The sequence below is a fragment of the Streptomyces sp. NPDC020681 genome (assembly GCF_044334895.1).
Lineage (GTDB): Bacteria > Actinomycetota > Actinomycetes > Streptomycetales > Streptomycetaceae > Streptomyces.
This window is the reverse complement of record NZ_JBIRTX010000019.1, coordinates 31,275-44,570: the sequence shown is the minus strand read 5'-3', so window position 1 is coordinate 44,570 and position 13,296 is coordinate 31,275. Positions and strand designations below refer to the sequence as shown.

Annotated in this window: 13 protein-coding genes and 1 pseudogene; 10 read left to right on the top strand and 4 right to left on the bottom strand. The window is 69.9% G+C overall.

What is annotated here, in order from left to right; translation table 11 throughout:
- Positions 1-25 precede the first annotated feature (25 nt).
- From ACH4YL_RS32595 to ACH4YL_RS32585, 3 genes are all read right to left on the bottom strand, one after another.
- Positions 26-259: a hypothetical protein gene (locus ACH4YL_RS32595; protein WP_124002417.1), complete on the bottom strand. Its 234-nt coding sequence runs from the start codon at positions 257-259 to the stop codon at positions 26-28.
- A gap of 53 nt (positions 260-312) precedes the next feature.
- Positions 313-1,341, bottom strand: a complete 1,029-nt coding sequence (locus ACH4YL_RS32590) for a DEDDh family exonuclease (protein ID WP_398511099.1) — start codon at positions 1,339-1,341, stop codon at positions 313-315.
- Between the two features lie 67 nt (positions 1,342-1,408).
- Positions 1,409-2,026 carry a TetR/AcrR family transcriptional regulator gene (locus ACH4YL_RS32585; RefSeq protein ID WP_398511098.1) on the bottom strand — a complete coding sequence of 206 codons (618 nt, stop codon included), beginning with the start codon at positions 2,024-2,026 and terminating at the stop codon, positions 1,409-1,411.
- A gap of 93 nt (positions 2,027-2,119) precedes the next feature.
- On the opposite strand from ACH4YL_RS32585, the gene ACH4YL_RS32580 reads away from it, so the two are divergent.
- The 8 genes and pseudogenes from ACH4YL_RS32580 to ACH4YL_RS32545 all read left to right on the top strand — a co-directional run bounded on the left by ACH4YL_RS32580 (position 2,120) and on the right by ACH4YL_RS32545 (position 9,326).
- On the top strand, positions 2,120-2,917 hold the full coding sequence (locus ACH4YL_RS32580) for an acetoacetate decarboxylase family protein (protein WP_398511097.1): 798 nt from the start codon (positions 2,120-2,122) through the stop codon (positions 2,915-2,917).
- On the top strand, positions 2,917-3,801 hold the full coding sequence (locus ACH4YL_RS32575) for an SDR family NAD(P)-dependent oxidoreductase (RefSeq protein WP_398511096.1): 885 nt from the start codon (positions 2,917-2,919) through the stop codon (positions 3,799-3,801). Before ACH4YL_RS32580 ends, ACH4YL_RS32575 begins: the two co-directional genes overlap by 1 nt.
- 69 nt (positions 3,802-3,870) lie before the next feature.
- Positions 3,871-5,157 (top strand): amidohydrolase family protein, encoded by a 1,287-nt coding sequence (locus tag ACH4YL_RS32570; protein WP_398511095.1) that lies wholly within the window; start codon positions 3,871-3,873, stop codon positions 5,155-5,157.
- Complete coding sequence (locus ACH4YL_RS32565) at positions 5,154-6,380, top strand: amidohydrolase family protein (RefSeq protein ID WP_398511094.1); 1,227 nt, start codon at positions 5,154-5,156, stop codon at positions 6,378-6,380. Before ACH4YL_RS32570 ends, ACH4YL_RS32565 begins: the two co-directional genes overlap by 4 nt.
- 24 nt (positions 6,381-6,404) lie before the next feature.
- On the top strand, positions 6,405-7,115 hold the full coding sequence (locus ACH4YL_RS32560) for a VIT family protein (RefSeq protein ID WP_398511093.1): 711 nt from the start codon (positions 6,405-6,407) through the stop codon (positions 7,113-7,115).
- A 117-nt stretch (positions 7,116-7,232) separates the two neighbouring features.
- A complete protein-coding gene (locus tag ACH4YL_RS32555) occupies positions 7,233-8,111 on the top strand; it encodes a sterol desaturase family protein (protein ID WP_398511092.1) in 879 nt (292 codons plus the stop codon).
- On the top strand, positions 8,108-8,806 hold the full coding sequence (locus ACH4YL_RS32550; RefSeq protein WP_398511091.1) for a lysoplasmalogenase: 699 nt from the start codon (positions 8,108-8,110) through the stop codon (positions 8,804-8,806). Before ACH4YL_RS32555 ends, ACH4YL_RS32550 begins: the two co-directional genes overlap by 4 nt.
- 19 nt (positions 8,807-8,825) lie before the next feature.
- Positions 8,826-9,326: pseudogene (locus ACH4YL_RS32545) on the top strand (hypothetical protein).
- 79 nt (positions 9,327-9,405) lie between these two features.
- On the opposite strand, the gene ACH4YL_RS32540 reads toward ACH4YL_RS32545, so the two are convergent.
- Positions 9,406-10,938 carry a S8 family peptidase gene (locus ACH4YL_RS32540; RefSeq protein ID WP_398511090.1) on the bottom strand — a complete coding sequence of 511 codons (1,533 nt, stop codon included), beginning with the start codon at positions 10,936-10,938 and terminating at the stop codon, positions 9,406-9,408.
- Between the two features lie 266 nt (positions 10,939-11,204).
- Between ACH4YL_RS32540 and ACH4YL_RS32535 the strand changes: the two genes are divergently transcribed.
- Both ACH4YL_RS32535 and ACH4YL_RS32530 read left to right on the top strand, forming a co-directional pair.
- Entirely contained in the window at positions 11,205-11,570 is a 366-nt protein-coding gene (locus tag ACH4YL_RS32535; protein WP_398511089.1) for a DUF485 domain-containing protein, read from the top strand.
- Positions 11,567-13,189, top strand: a complete 1,623-nt coding sequence (locus tag ACH4YL_RS32530) for a cation acetate symporter (RefSeq protein ID WP_398511088.1) — start codon at positions 11,567-11,569, stop codon at positions 13,187-13,189. The genes ACH4YL_RS32535 and ACH4YL_RS32530 overlap by 4 nt, the downstream gene beginning before the upstream one ends.
- Positions 13,190-13,296: the final 107 nt, after the last annotated feature.

The following is a 13,296-nucleotide window of genomic DNA, read 5'->3' as shown; positions in this document are numbered from 1 at the left end:
GCCTGTCCTCGGTGGCTTGCCGGTCTCATACCTTGTCGACGATGCCCGCCCTCCCCTCCGCGCGGGCGCAGTGTCCGCCGCAGTACCAGTGGCCCTCGACTTCGACGCCCTGGCCGATGATCTGGACCCGGCAGTGTTCACAGATGGGCGCCATGCGGTGAATGGCGCAGGAGAAGCAGTCGAAGACATGCACCGCGCCCTGCGCGTGCACCTCGAAGGACATGCCGTAGTCGTTTCCGCAAACCTCGCAACGTGCCATGCGCCACAGGGTGCGGCGCGCGGTCGTCGAAGAGTGGGCGGCACGCCATGCCGTCACCCGTCTGCCGGGGCCACGTCCCGCAGCAGCTGGGTGAAGGCCGCCTCGTCGACGACCGGTGTGCCGTACGCCTTCGCCTTGACGGTCTTCGACGTCGCGGAGTCCGGGTCGTTGGTCACCAGCAGACTGGTCAGCCGGGAGACGCTGGTGGCGACATGCAGGCCCGCCTCGATCGCCCGGTCCTCCAGCAGCTCCCGCTCGATCGAGGTGTCGCCGGAGAACGCCACCCGCATCCCTTGAGTCAGCGGCTGTCCCGTCCTGTACCGCCCGGGGTTGGGGTAGGGGCAGGCGGGCCGTCTGCGCGAGGGCCGCCAGCTGTTGCGCCCGTACGGGGATCCGTACCCGCCGCCGTAGGAAGACCCGTGCCCGGACTGGCCGTACGACGCCTGGTAGCCGATCCGTGGTGTCGCGGGGGAGTCGGACCACTCGGTCAGCGGACGGCACTCGAGCAGCGGCAGCCGCACTCCGTCGCGGGCCGCGGTGTGCAGCGAGGGCCGGAACGCCTCGGCCAGCACGCGCGCGTCGTCCAGCGCGTGGTGCGCCCGCTGCTGCACGACGCCGAAGTGCGCGGCGAGCGACGCCAGCTTGTGGTTGGGCAGCGGCAGCCTCAGCTCCTTGGCGAGCGCGATGGTGCACAGCCGCTGCCGCACGGGCGCGGTGCGCTCCGCCCGCGCGTACTCCCTGGCGATCATCGACCAGTCGAAGATGGCGTTGTGCGCGACGAGGACCCGGCCGTCGAGCCGGTCGGAGAGCTCACCTGCGACATCTCCGAACAGCGGTGCGCCTTCGAGCACATCGCTCGTCAGACCGTGGATCCACACCGGACCCGGATCCCGCTCGGGATTGACCAGGGTGTACCAGTGGTCCTCGACATTGCCCCGGGCGTCGAGGCGGTACACGGCAGCGGAGACTATCCGGTCGTCGCGGGCGAGTCCGGTGGTCTCTACGTCGACGACCGCGTACCCCTGGGGATACGCGGCCGGCCACGCCGTAGCTGCGGTTGTACGGTCGTCGAGCATGGTCACAGAGAATACGGGCCCGCACTGACAACTCCCGGTCCGGCCGCACCGAGGCGGTGACTTGGGCGCTCCTTCACGCCCTCAGCAGTGCGCTCACCAACGCCCGTACGGACGCGGCGAACAGCTTCTCCGGATCCGCCGGCCGGGCCAGCGCCCGGGCCAGCGCCGGGTCGTGTTCCGCCGTCACCGTGTCCCACAGCTCGCTCTCGCCCGGCGACTGGACCGGCGAGCGCTCGCGGTTGCGTTCGACGAGTACGAAGCCGACGACCTGGAACTGGACGGCGCGCATCGCCTCGGCGGCGCGCGCCCCGCGCAGCCCGGCGGCGTGCACCTCATGGACGAGCGCCTGCTGGGCGGGCAGGAACATCCGTTCCGTGAGCCCCCGTTCATGGACCATCGCGATCAGATGCGGGCGCTCGCGCAGCTCGCGGCGGAGCTTCCGGGCGACCGAGACGATGCGCGCCTCCGGGGTGCGGCCCACTGCCCGGATCGCGCCCATCTCCTCGACCGTCCGCGCGACCAGCGCGTCCAGCAGCGACTCGCGGTTGCCGACGTGCCAGTAGATCGAGGTGACCGCGGTGCCGAGCTCGGCGGCGAGCTTGCGCATCGTCAGTGCCACCGGGCCGTGCTGCCGTACGAGCGCGGCGGCCGCGTCGAGCACCTCGTCGCGAGTGAGGGCGTTGCGCGTCATGGTCCCCCCAATTCCGGTACGTGCACGGCTCTTTACCCTTCATCGCCACCGGTGTAACTGTGTTACAGGCTTCCCGATGAAGGGCGGTACGACATGGCACGCGTACGGTACGGCGCGCGCACCGAGGCGGAGATCGCCGCGGCCCGCGCAGCCGGCTCCAAGCTCCCGGACATCTGGTCGACGGGCGTCGTCGCAGTGTGGGAGAGCGACCCCGACGCGGTGGCGGCCGTGCTGCCGCCGCCGCTCAAGCCCACCGAACGGCCGCTGGTACGGGCGAACATCAGCAAGGTCGAACTGCCCGGCTATCCGCTCGGCGCGGGCTCGGTCGCGGTCGCCGCGCTGCACGACGGGCGCGAGGGCTGGTACCCGCTCGTGATGCCGATGACCCATGAGCGTGCGCTGATCGGCGGCCGCGAGGTGTTCGGCGAGCCGAAGAAGCTCGGCGAGGTGACCGTCGAGCGGGACGGACTGGTCGTACGGGCCGCGCTCGCCCGGCACGGCATCGCGTTCGTCGAGGTGCGCGGCGCGGTCGACGGCCCGCTGCCGCTGCCCGAACCGGCCGAGAAGCTCGACTTCTACTTCAAGTTCCTGCCCGCAGTGGACGGCCAGGGCTTCGACGCTGACCCGGTCCTCGTGCACTGCGTGCGCAACGAGAGGTTCCGCAGGCTGGAAAAGCTGGCCGGCGACGTGGTGCTGCGCGAGTCGGTCTACGACCCGGTCGCCGACCTTCCCGTACGCCGCGTCGTCGAGCTCACCATCGGCGAGAAGACCACCGACCAGAAGGGCCGGGTCGCGGAGCGGGTGAGCGCGCAGGCGCTGCTTCCGTACATCCACCAGCGCTACGACGACCCGCAGCAGATCCTCGACGGACCGCCGGAAGGAAGCGTCTGATGGAGCTGCGCGAAGGACAGGTGGCCGTCGTCACCGGGGCCGCGAGCGGCATCGGGCTCGCGATGGCCCGGCGCTTCGCGGCACAGGGGCTGAAGGTCGTCCTCGCCGACGTGGAGGAGGGCGCGCTGCACAAGGCGGCGGACGAACTGGTCGCGGAGGGCGCCACGTTGCTCGCCCGCACCGTCGACGTGTCGGACCGCGACAGTGTTCTCGCACTCGCGGACGCGGCGTACGACGCGTTCGGCGCCGTCCATGTGCTGTGCAACAACGCGGGCGTCGGCTCCGGCGCCGAGGGCCGGATGTGGGAGCACGAGCCGAACGACTGGGCCTGGGCCTTCGCCGTCAACGTCTGGGGCGTCTTCCACGGCATCCAGGCCTTCGTACCGCGCATGATCGCGAGCGGCGAGCCGGGCCATGTCGTCAACACCTCCTCCGGCGACGGCGGGATCGCGCCACTGCCCACGGCGTCCGTGTACGCCGTCACCAAGGCGGCGGTCGTGACGATGACCGAGTCGCTGTACGCGCATCTGAAGGCGGAGAACGCGCCGGTCGGCGCCTCCGTGCTGTTTCCCGGGCCGCACATGCTGCGCACCGGACTGTGGGAGTCGCACCGCAACAGGCCCGAGCGGTACGCCAAGGAGCGGCCGCGCCGCACTCCGTACCGCAGCCTCGGGCAGTGGGAGACGGCGATGCGGGAGGCCGGACGCGAGGTGGAGTTCACGCCGGTCGAGGAGGTGGCCGCGTTCGTCGTGGACGGGATACGCGCCGGCCGCTTCTGGCTGCTGCCCGCGAGCGACCACAGCGACCGCCAGATCCTGGCGCGTTCGCGGTCCATGCTGGACCGCTCCGCGCCGGACTACCTGGAGAACTTCATCCTCGACTGACCGCCGAGCCGAGCCGAGTCGAGCCGGACCGAGTCGAGCCGCAGCCATCCCGACCCGAGGGGGCATGCCATGACCGACGCGAACGACCCGTACCTGATCATCTCCTCCGACTGCCACGCCGGACTGCCGACCGAGCGGTACCGGCCCTATCTCGACCCGCGCTTCCACCGCGACTTCGACGAATTCCTCGCCGGCCGTGACCGCCGCCGCGCGGAGATGACGCGGCTCGGCGTACGCAACGAGGCCTTCGCGACCAAGTGGTTCAGCGACAACGAGGAAGGTCTGAAGGGCGGTTGGGACGCCGCCCAGCGGCTGAAGGAACTCGACGGCGACGGCGTGGCCGCCGAGGTCGTCTTCCCGGACGCGGACGCCGTCGACAGCCAGACGGCCGCGCCCTTCGGCGTCGGTCTCGGACTCTCCGGCGACCAGGACCCCGACCTCGGCATGGCGGGCGCGCAGGCCCACAACCGCTGGCTCGCCGAGTTCGTCGGACAGAACCCCGACCGGCACTGCGGCGTCGCGCTGCTGCCCGTCACCGGCGAGACGGACCGAGTCGTCGCGGAGATCCACCGGGCCAAGGAGTCCGGCCTCGGCGCGCTGATGATCCCCTCGATGTGGGTGGACAAGGAGCCGTACCACGACCGGCGTTACGACCCGGTGTGGGCGGCCGCGGCCGAGACCGGCATGCCCGTCGTCACCCACTCCGGCGCGGCGCCGCGCCATGAATACGGCGACCATCTGGGCATCTATGTCTCCGAGGTCACCTTCTGGCCGGCCCGGCCGCTGTGGTTCCTGCTCTGGTCCGGAGTCTTCGAGCGGCACCCCGGCCTGAAGTTCGGCGTGGCCGAGTCGGGCTGCTGGTGGCTGCCGAATCTGCTCTGGTTCATGGACCGGCTCTACCTCGGCGCGCACGGCGGCAAGAAGCTGTCGCCGTTCGCCGAGCTGAACCGCCCGCCGAGCGAGTATCTCGACCGCCAGGTATTCATCTGCGCCACCAACACCAAGCGGCGCGAGCTCGCGCAGCGGTACGAGATCGGCGTCGACAACATCCTGTGGGGCAGCGACTTCCCGCACCCCGAAGGCACCTGGCCGCGCACCAGGGAGTGGCTGAAGAACACCTTCCACGACATCCCGGTGGCGGAGACCCGCCGGATGCTGGGCCTCGCCGCCGCGGACGTCTTCGGCTTCGACACCGGCAAGCTCGCGCCGATTGCCCGCCGGATCGGGCCGACGCCGGACGAGCTGGGCCAGTCGGCGGACCAGCCGGCCGTGGAGGCGTCCTGGGCGAGGTCGCGCGAGGTCGGCAGGCACTGGCTGACCGACCACGACTTCCCGGTACTGGGGGCTTCGTCATGACGGACCGCTACACGGTGATCTCCGCCGACTGCCACGCCGGCGCCGACCTCCTGGACTACAGGCCGTACTTGGAGAAGCGGTACCACGACGACTTCGACGCCTGGGCCGCGACGTACGTCAATCCGTACGAGGACCTGCTGGCGGACACCGCCGACCGCAACTGGAACTCGGACCGCAGGATCAGCGAGCTGGAGGCCGACGGGATCGTCGCCGAGGTCGTCTTCCCGAACACCATCCCGCCGTTCTTCCCCTCGGCCTCGCTGATGGCCCCCGCGCCCTCGCGGGAGGAGTACGAACAGCGCTGGGCCGGGCTGCGCGCCCACAACCGCTGGCTCGCCGACTTCTGCTCGCTCGCGCCCGGGCGGCGGGCCGGTGTCGCGCAGATCCTGCTCAACGACGTCGACGAGGCCGTCCGGGAGATCCGCCGCGCCAGGGACGACGGCCTCACCGGCGGGATCCTGCTGCCCGGCACACCGCCCGGATCGGGCCTCGCCGAGCTGTACTCGGCGACGTACGACCCGCTCTGGGCGGTCTGCGACGAACTCGGCGTGCCGGTCAACCACCACGGCGGATCGGCGTCGCCGCCGCTCGGTGAGGAACCGGCCGCCAGAGCGGTGTTCATGGTGGAGACGACCTGGTTCTCGCACCGGGCCCTGTGGCATCTGATCTTCGGCGGGGCCTTCCGCCGCCATCCGGGCCTCAAGCTCGTGCTGACCGAGCAGGGCTCCGGCTGGATCCCGGGCGTGCTGGAGATGCTGGACTACTACCACGGGCGGCTCGTCGCGGCCGCGACCCGCGCGGCCACCGCCGAGTCCAAGTTCGGCGCCGGTCTTGCCGCTTCGATGGGCAAGGGGCCGAGCGAGGTGTGGCGCGACAACTGCTTCGTCGGCGCCAGCTTCATGCGCCCGCACGAGGTGCCGCTGCGCGACCGGATCGGCCTCGACAAGATCATGTGGGGCTGCGACTACCCGCACGACGAAGGCACCACTCCGTACTCCCGCGAAGGCCTCCGCATCGCCTACGCGGGTCTTGCGCGGGACGAGGTCGCGGCGATGGCCGGCGGCAACGCCGCCCGCGTCTACGGCTTCGACCTGGGTCTCCTCGATCCGATCGCGGCGAAGGCCGGCCCGGCTGTCGAGGAGATAGCCGAGCCGCTGACCGAGATCCCGCCGGACGCGACCAGTCCCGCGTTCGCGCGAGGCGGGTCGGTGCGAGTCTGGTGAGGCGGCCTCTGAGACCCTCCCGGGGTGAGTGAACCGACCCATGAAGAGGCCCACGGCGGGGCACTCGGCACACGCCTCAACTGGCTGCGGGCCGCGGTACTCGGCGCCAACGACGGCATCGTCTCCACGGCGGGCATCGTCGTCGGCGTGGCGGGCGTCACGAGCGACCGCGCGGCCCTGCTGACCGCCGGCCTCGCCGGACTGCTCGCCGGCTCCATGTCCATGGCGGCCGGCGAGTACGTCTCGGTCTCCACTCAGCGCGACTCGGAGAACGCCGCGCTGGCGCAGGAGCGACGCGAACTGCGCGAGCAGCCGGAGGCCGAACTCGACGAGCTGACCGACCTGCTGGCGGACCGCGGCATGTCACGCGAGGTGGCCCGCGAAGCCGCCGTCCAGCTCAGCGAACGCGACGCGCTGCGCGCCCACGCCCGCGTGGAGCTCGGCATCGACCCGGACGAGCTGGCCAACCCGTGGCACGCGGCGGGAGCGAGCTTTCTCGCCTTCACCGCCGGTGCGCTGCTGCCGCTCCTGGCGATCGTGCTGCCGCCGTCGGACTGGCGTCTTCCGGTCACCGTCCTCTCGGTGCTCACTGCCCTGTGCCTGACGGGCTGGGGGAGCGCCCGCCTCGGCGCTGCACCGGCCGGCCCGGCGATGCTGCGGAACGTCGCCGGGGGAGCGGTGGCGATGGCGGTGACCTACGGAGCGGGCTCGCTGCTCGGCGCGCTGGGCGTCTGAGGCTCCTGTCCGCGGGCGGTATTGGCAGAAGCCACCAAAGGCAGCTGACAAACTGTCTCGCATACTTGTGGGTAACAACGTCTAGCCGTGCCCGACCGCCGCCTCTACGGTGCTCGCATGCCGAACCTGCCCGATGTCGTGCTGTGGTCGATACCCGCCTTCGTTCTGCTCACCGTCCTCGAAATCGTGATGGTCCGACTCCATCCCGACGACGACGCGGCGGGATACGAGACGAAGGACGCCGCCACCAGTGTCGGCATGGGCCTGGGCAGTCTCGCCTTCGACTTCCTCTGGAAGATCCCGATCGTCGCGATCTACACAGCGGTGTACGAACTCACCCCGGCGCGGGTGCCCGTCCTGTGGTGGACCGTGCCGCTGATGCTGCTCGCCCAGGACTTCTTCTACTACTGGTCCCACCGCGGCCATCACGTCATCCGCATCCTGTGGGCCTGCCACGTGGTCCACCACTCCAGCCGGAAGTTCAACCTCACCACCGCGCTGCGGCAGCCCTGGACCTCGCTCACCGTGTGGCCGTTCTACCTCCCGCTGATCGCGTGCGGCGTGCATCCGGCGGCGCTCGCCTTCTGCTCGTCCGCAAACCTCGTGTACCAGTTCTGGGTGCACACGGAGCGCATCGACAAGCTGCCGAGGCCCTTCGAGTACGTCCTGAACACGCCCTCGCACCACCGGGTGCACCACGCCTCCCAGGGCGGCTATCTGGACCGGAACTTCGGCGGGATCCTGATCGTGTGGGACCGGATGTTCGGGTCGTTCGCGGCGGAGATCGAGCGGCCGGTCTTCGGCCTCACCAAGAACATCGAGACATACAACCCGCTGCGGGTCGCGACGCACGAGTACGCGGCGATCGTGCGGGACGTACGGGCGGCGACGAGCTGGCGGGAACGGGCGGGCCGGATCTTCCGCGGCCCGGGCTGGCAGCCCCGCCAGGCTGCGCCTCAGGTCCCGGAGGCGGCGGCCGCGGAACGTGTCGCGTGACCGCGCCGGAACGACCGGCCGCGGCCGGTCCGGAGACGGCTGCGGGTCCCGGCCCCGCGCCCGGCGAGGTTGCGCCGAACAGGCTCTCCCGGGCCCTCCTCGTCGCCTTCGCACTCGCCGTCGCCGTCGACCTCGGGTCCCTCCTCGCCGACGCCGACGCCGGACACACCGTCGCCAAGCCGCTCCTCATGCCGCTGCTCGCCGCGTACGTCCTGACCCGGCGCGGGCCGGGGCTCCTCGTCGGCGCGCTGCTGTTCGGGTGGGGCGGCGATGTCGCGCTGCTCTTCGACGCCGACATCGCCTTCCTGCTCGGCATGGGCTCGTTCGCCGCCGGGCACGTCTGCTACCTCGTGCTGTTCGGCAAAGGACGTACGCATCCCGTGCTGGGCATCGCGTACGGCATCGCCCTGGTCGGGGCCGTCGTCGCGCTCTGGCCGGATCTTCCCGCCGAACTGCGCATCCCGGTCGCCGGATACAGCCTGCTGCTCACCGCCATGGCCTACCGCTCGTCCCGGCTCGGGCCCCTGGTCGGTCTCGGCGGGGCGCTGTTCCTGGTCTCCGACATGCTGATCGCCACCGGTGTCGCCGATTGGCCGCAGCTGCCGCGCCCCGACTTCTGGATCATGCTGACCTACGTCGGCGCACAGGCCCTGCTCGCACAGGCGCACCGTGAGGGGCTTCGTACCACCGACTGACCAGCAAGGATCCTGCCTCATGCGCGCCACCGTCATCCACGCCCCGCACGACATCCGCGTGGAGGAGGTGCCGGATCCGAGGATCAAGGAACCCACCGGGGCCCCTCCCAGGCCGAAGGCTCTGGGGGAGCATCGGGCACGAGTTCCTCGGCGTCGCGTCCGACGGCGGCCAGGGCGAGGCCGTCCGCGTACCGTTCGCCGGCGGCACGCTCGTCACCCTGCCCGCCGACGCCGCGTCCGACGACCGGCTGCTGACCGCGCTGCTCGCGCTCTCCGATGTCATGGCACCGGGCACCACGCGGCGCTCGGCGCGGGCGTCACCAAGGGCGACCGCAACATCTCACTGCGTGGCGGCGTCGCTCCCGTCCGCGCGTACGTACCCGAGCTGCTGCCGGACATCCTGGACGGCACGATCGACCCGTCGCCCGTCTTCGATCTGACGGTCGGCATCGACGGCGTCCCGGACGGCTACCGGGCGATGGACCAGCGCACCGCGCTCAAGGTCCTCATCAAGCCCTGAAACACGTGCAGAGGGGCCGGACGCGACATCCGCGTCCGGCCCCTCGCGCACTCAACTACCGAGTGACCTACCTACTGAACTACCGGCGAACCGCGTCCAGGGCGTCCACGACGCCCGTTCCGTAGAAGCCGTTCTCCTGCTTGCCGCCCTCGCACACCGCGTCGACCGTGCCGTCGCCGTTGATGTCGTACGGGTTGGTGCAGGCGGCGTCGTCTGCCTGCTTGTACAGGATCGCCTTCACCCCGGCCGCCGAGGCGTACGGGTACGTCGACTTGATGAGCGCGACGACGCCGGCGACATGCGGCGAGGCCATCGACGTACCGGCCTTGTAGCCGTAGCCACCGCCCGGCAGCGTGGACAGGATCCGGCCGTCGACGGCCGGCGCGTCCGGCTTCTGGAAGGCGGTCGAGTCGCCGCCCGGGGCGGAGACGTCGATCACGCCGAGGCCGTAGTTGGAGTACGAGGACTTGAGGTTCTTCGCGCCCAGGGCGGAGACGGTGACAACACCGGGGATCTGGGTCGGAATGTCCAGGCACTCGCTCGGGTTGATGACCCGCTCGACCGGAGTGGTGTCGTTCGGGCTCGTCGTGTCCGTGATCTCGTCGGCGGCGAGGTCGAACCGGGAGTTGCCGGCCGCGGCGACGTTCACCACGCCCTTGCGCTCGGCGTACCCGATGGCGCGCTTGTGCGCCTCGACGAGGGCCTTCTGGTCGTCGTCGTTCTTGCAGTTGAACAGCCACGGGTCGGTGTAGTAGCTGTTGTTGGTCACGTCGACGCCGTGCTCCGCGGCCCAGACGAAGCCGCAGACGACCGCTTCGGTGTAGAAGAAGCCGGGCTGGGTCGAGACCTTGATGCCGGAGACCTTGACGCCCGGCGCGACACCCGTGATGCCGATGTCGTTCTTGGCCGCGGCTATGGTGCCCGCGACATGCGTGCCGTGGTCGCTCTCGTCGGCGGCCGGCCGCCAGGAGCCCGGCGTGGTGTCCGGCTTGCCGGTCACGCAGTTGGCCGACGCATTGACGTCGAAGTTGGGCGCCAGGTCGGGGTGGGTGTCATCGACACCCGTGTCGATGACCGCGACGGTGACCTTCTTGCTGCCCAGCGTCTTCTCATGGGCCTTGTCCGCCTTGATGGCGGGCAGGTCCCACTGCAGCGGCTCGAGCGGGTCCTGGCCGGCCTCCGCCTGCGCCGCAGCGGTCTTCGCCTCCGCGGCCGTAAGCGGGCGCTCGGACTCGATCGCCGTGTCGGTCGCGGCGGCCAGCGGCGCGGTGCGCGTCGCGCCGGCCGAAGTGACGCCCTTGACCGTGCGGATGGTCTTGGCGAACTCCGGGTTCTGCGAGTGAACGACGATGACGCCTATCTGGTCATACGCCATCACTATGGTGCCGCCGGCCTTGGCTATCGCCTTCTTGACCAGCTTGGCGGTGCTGTGACCGCTCTTGACGTTCACCACGTACGACAGCTTCGGACCGTCGGTCGACACCGCGGCGGACGGGAGGTCCGCCGGGGCGGCCGAGGCGGCTCCCGTGGGAAGGAAGCCGAGCGAGGCCGTGAGCGCCAGACCTGCGGGCAGCGCGAGTACGCGCCGTCGTCTGGATCCCAGATGAGCCATGGGTTCTCCACATCATCCGTGACAACCGCCCAGACACCGGGTGCGCATGGGCGGGTACATGACCAGCGAAGCTATCGCCGATCTTGGGCCTCATCAATGTGTTCGAGAAGAAATCGGTAAGAAAAAGGCCGATGTTGAACCGCCTCGGCGTGCTCTCCGTGCCGTTGTCAGGGGGTGGAGCAACATCAATCCACCCCCGACTGTGAGGTCCCCCCATGTCATCACCCATGTCCCAGCCCACCGCACCCGCGTCGCGAGGAGACTCCGTGGCCACCGATGCACCGCCGCCCCCGGGCGGTACGGACACCAGCCCCGCTCAGCCCACGACAGAGCAGTTCGTCGAGGTGCAGGAGAGCGCGGAATTCGGCGAACTGCGCCGCACATACCGCTCCTTCGCCTTCCCGCTGACTGTCGCCTTCATCGCCTGGTACCTGCTCTACGTACTGCTGTCGAGCTACGCCGGCGGCTTCATGGGCACCAAGGTCATCGGCAATATCAATGTCGCCTTTGTCTTCGGTCTCGCCCAGTTCGCCACCACTTTCCTCATCGCCTGGTTCTACTCGCGTCATGCAGCCGCGAAGCTCGACCCCAAGGCTGATGCGATCAAGTCCCGTATGGAGGCAGACCTGTGAGCAACACCCTCCAGTTGGCGGCGGAGAGCGCCACGACCGAGCACCGGCCGTTGATCATCACGCTGTTCGGCCTCTTCGTCGTCGCGACGCTGATCATCACGGTCTGGGCGGGCCGACAGACCAAGAGCGCCGCCGACTTCTATGCGGGCGGCCGCCAGTTCACCGGCTTCCAGAACGGTCTGGCGATCTCCGGCGACTACATGTCGGCCGCCTCGTTCCTCGGCATCGCCGGCGCCATCGCGCTCTTCGGCTACGACGGTTTCCTCTATTCGATCGGCTTCCTCGTCGCCTGGCTGGTCGCGCTGCTGCTGGTCGCCGAACCGCTGCGCAATTCCGGCCGCTTCACCATGGGCGACGTGCTCGCGTACCGCATGCGCCAGCGCCCGGTCCGCACCGCCGCCGGCACCTCGACCATCGTCGTCTCGATCTTCTATCTGCTCGCGCAGATGGCCGGCGCCGGTGTTCTGGTGTCCCTGCTGCTCGGCATCACCAGCGACGCCGGCAAGGTCGCCATCGTCGCCCTGGTCGGCGTGCTGATGATCGTGTACGTCACCATCGGCGGCATGAAGGGCACCACATGGGTGCAGATGGTCAAGGCCGTCCTGCTCATCGCGGGCACGCTGCTGATCACGTTCCTGGTGCTGCTGAAGTACGGCTTCAACATCTCCGACCTGCTCGGAAAGGCAGCCGAGAACAGCGGCAAGGGAGCGGCGTTCCTGGAGCCCGGCCTCAAGTACGGGGCCACCAGCACCTCGAAGCTGGACTTCATCTCGCTCGGCATCGCGCTCGTCCTCGGCACCGCCGGCCTGCCGCACATTCTCATCCGCTTCTACACGGTGCCCACCGCGAAGGCCGCCCGTAAGTCCGTCATCTGGGCCATCGGCATCATCGGCGGGTTCTACCTGATGACCATCGCCCTCGGCTTCGGCGCGGCGGCGCTCGTCGGACCCGAGGAGATCGTCGCCTCCAACAAGGCGGGCAATACGGCCGCGCCACTGCTCGCGCTCCATATCGGCGGCGTCGATTCGGCGGGCGGTGCGATCCTGCTCGCCGTGATCTCCGCGGTAGCCTTCGCCACCATCCTCGCCGTGGTCGCGGGCCTCACGCTCGCCTCGTCCTCGTCCTTCGCGCACGACATCTACGCCAATGTCATCCGCAAGGGACAGGCCACCGAGAAGGAGGAGGTACGCGCGGCCCGCTGGGCGACGGTCGCCATCGGCGTCGTCTCCATCGCGCTCGGCGCGCTCGCACGCGATCTGAACGTCGCGGGCCTCGTCGCGCTCGCCTTCGCGGTGGCCGCCTCGGCGAATCTGCCGACGATCCTCTACAGCCTGTTCTGGAAGCGGTTCACCACCCAGGGCGCGCTGTGGTCGATCTACGGCGGTCTGATCTCGTCCGTGGTGCTGGTGCTCTTCTCGCCGGTCGTCTCCGGCAAGCCCACCTCGATGTTCAAGAACGCGGACTTCTACTGGTTCCCGCTGGAGAACCCGGGCCTCGTCTCCATCCCGCTGGGCTTCCTGCTCGGCTGGCTCGGCTCGCTGTTGTCCAAGGAGGAGCCGGACAAGGGCAAGTACGCGGAGCTCGAGGTCAAGTCGCTCACGGGCACCGGAGCCCACTGATCCGGGCGGCGATCGGACAGTTTTTCGGGTACGGAACGCGGCCGCGTCGTAGAGTCCTACGACGCGGCCGTGCCGCGCTTCGTGACAATCGGGCCGGGGGTGTTGTC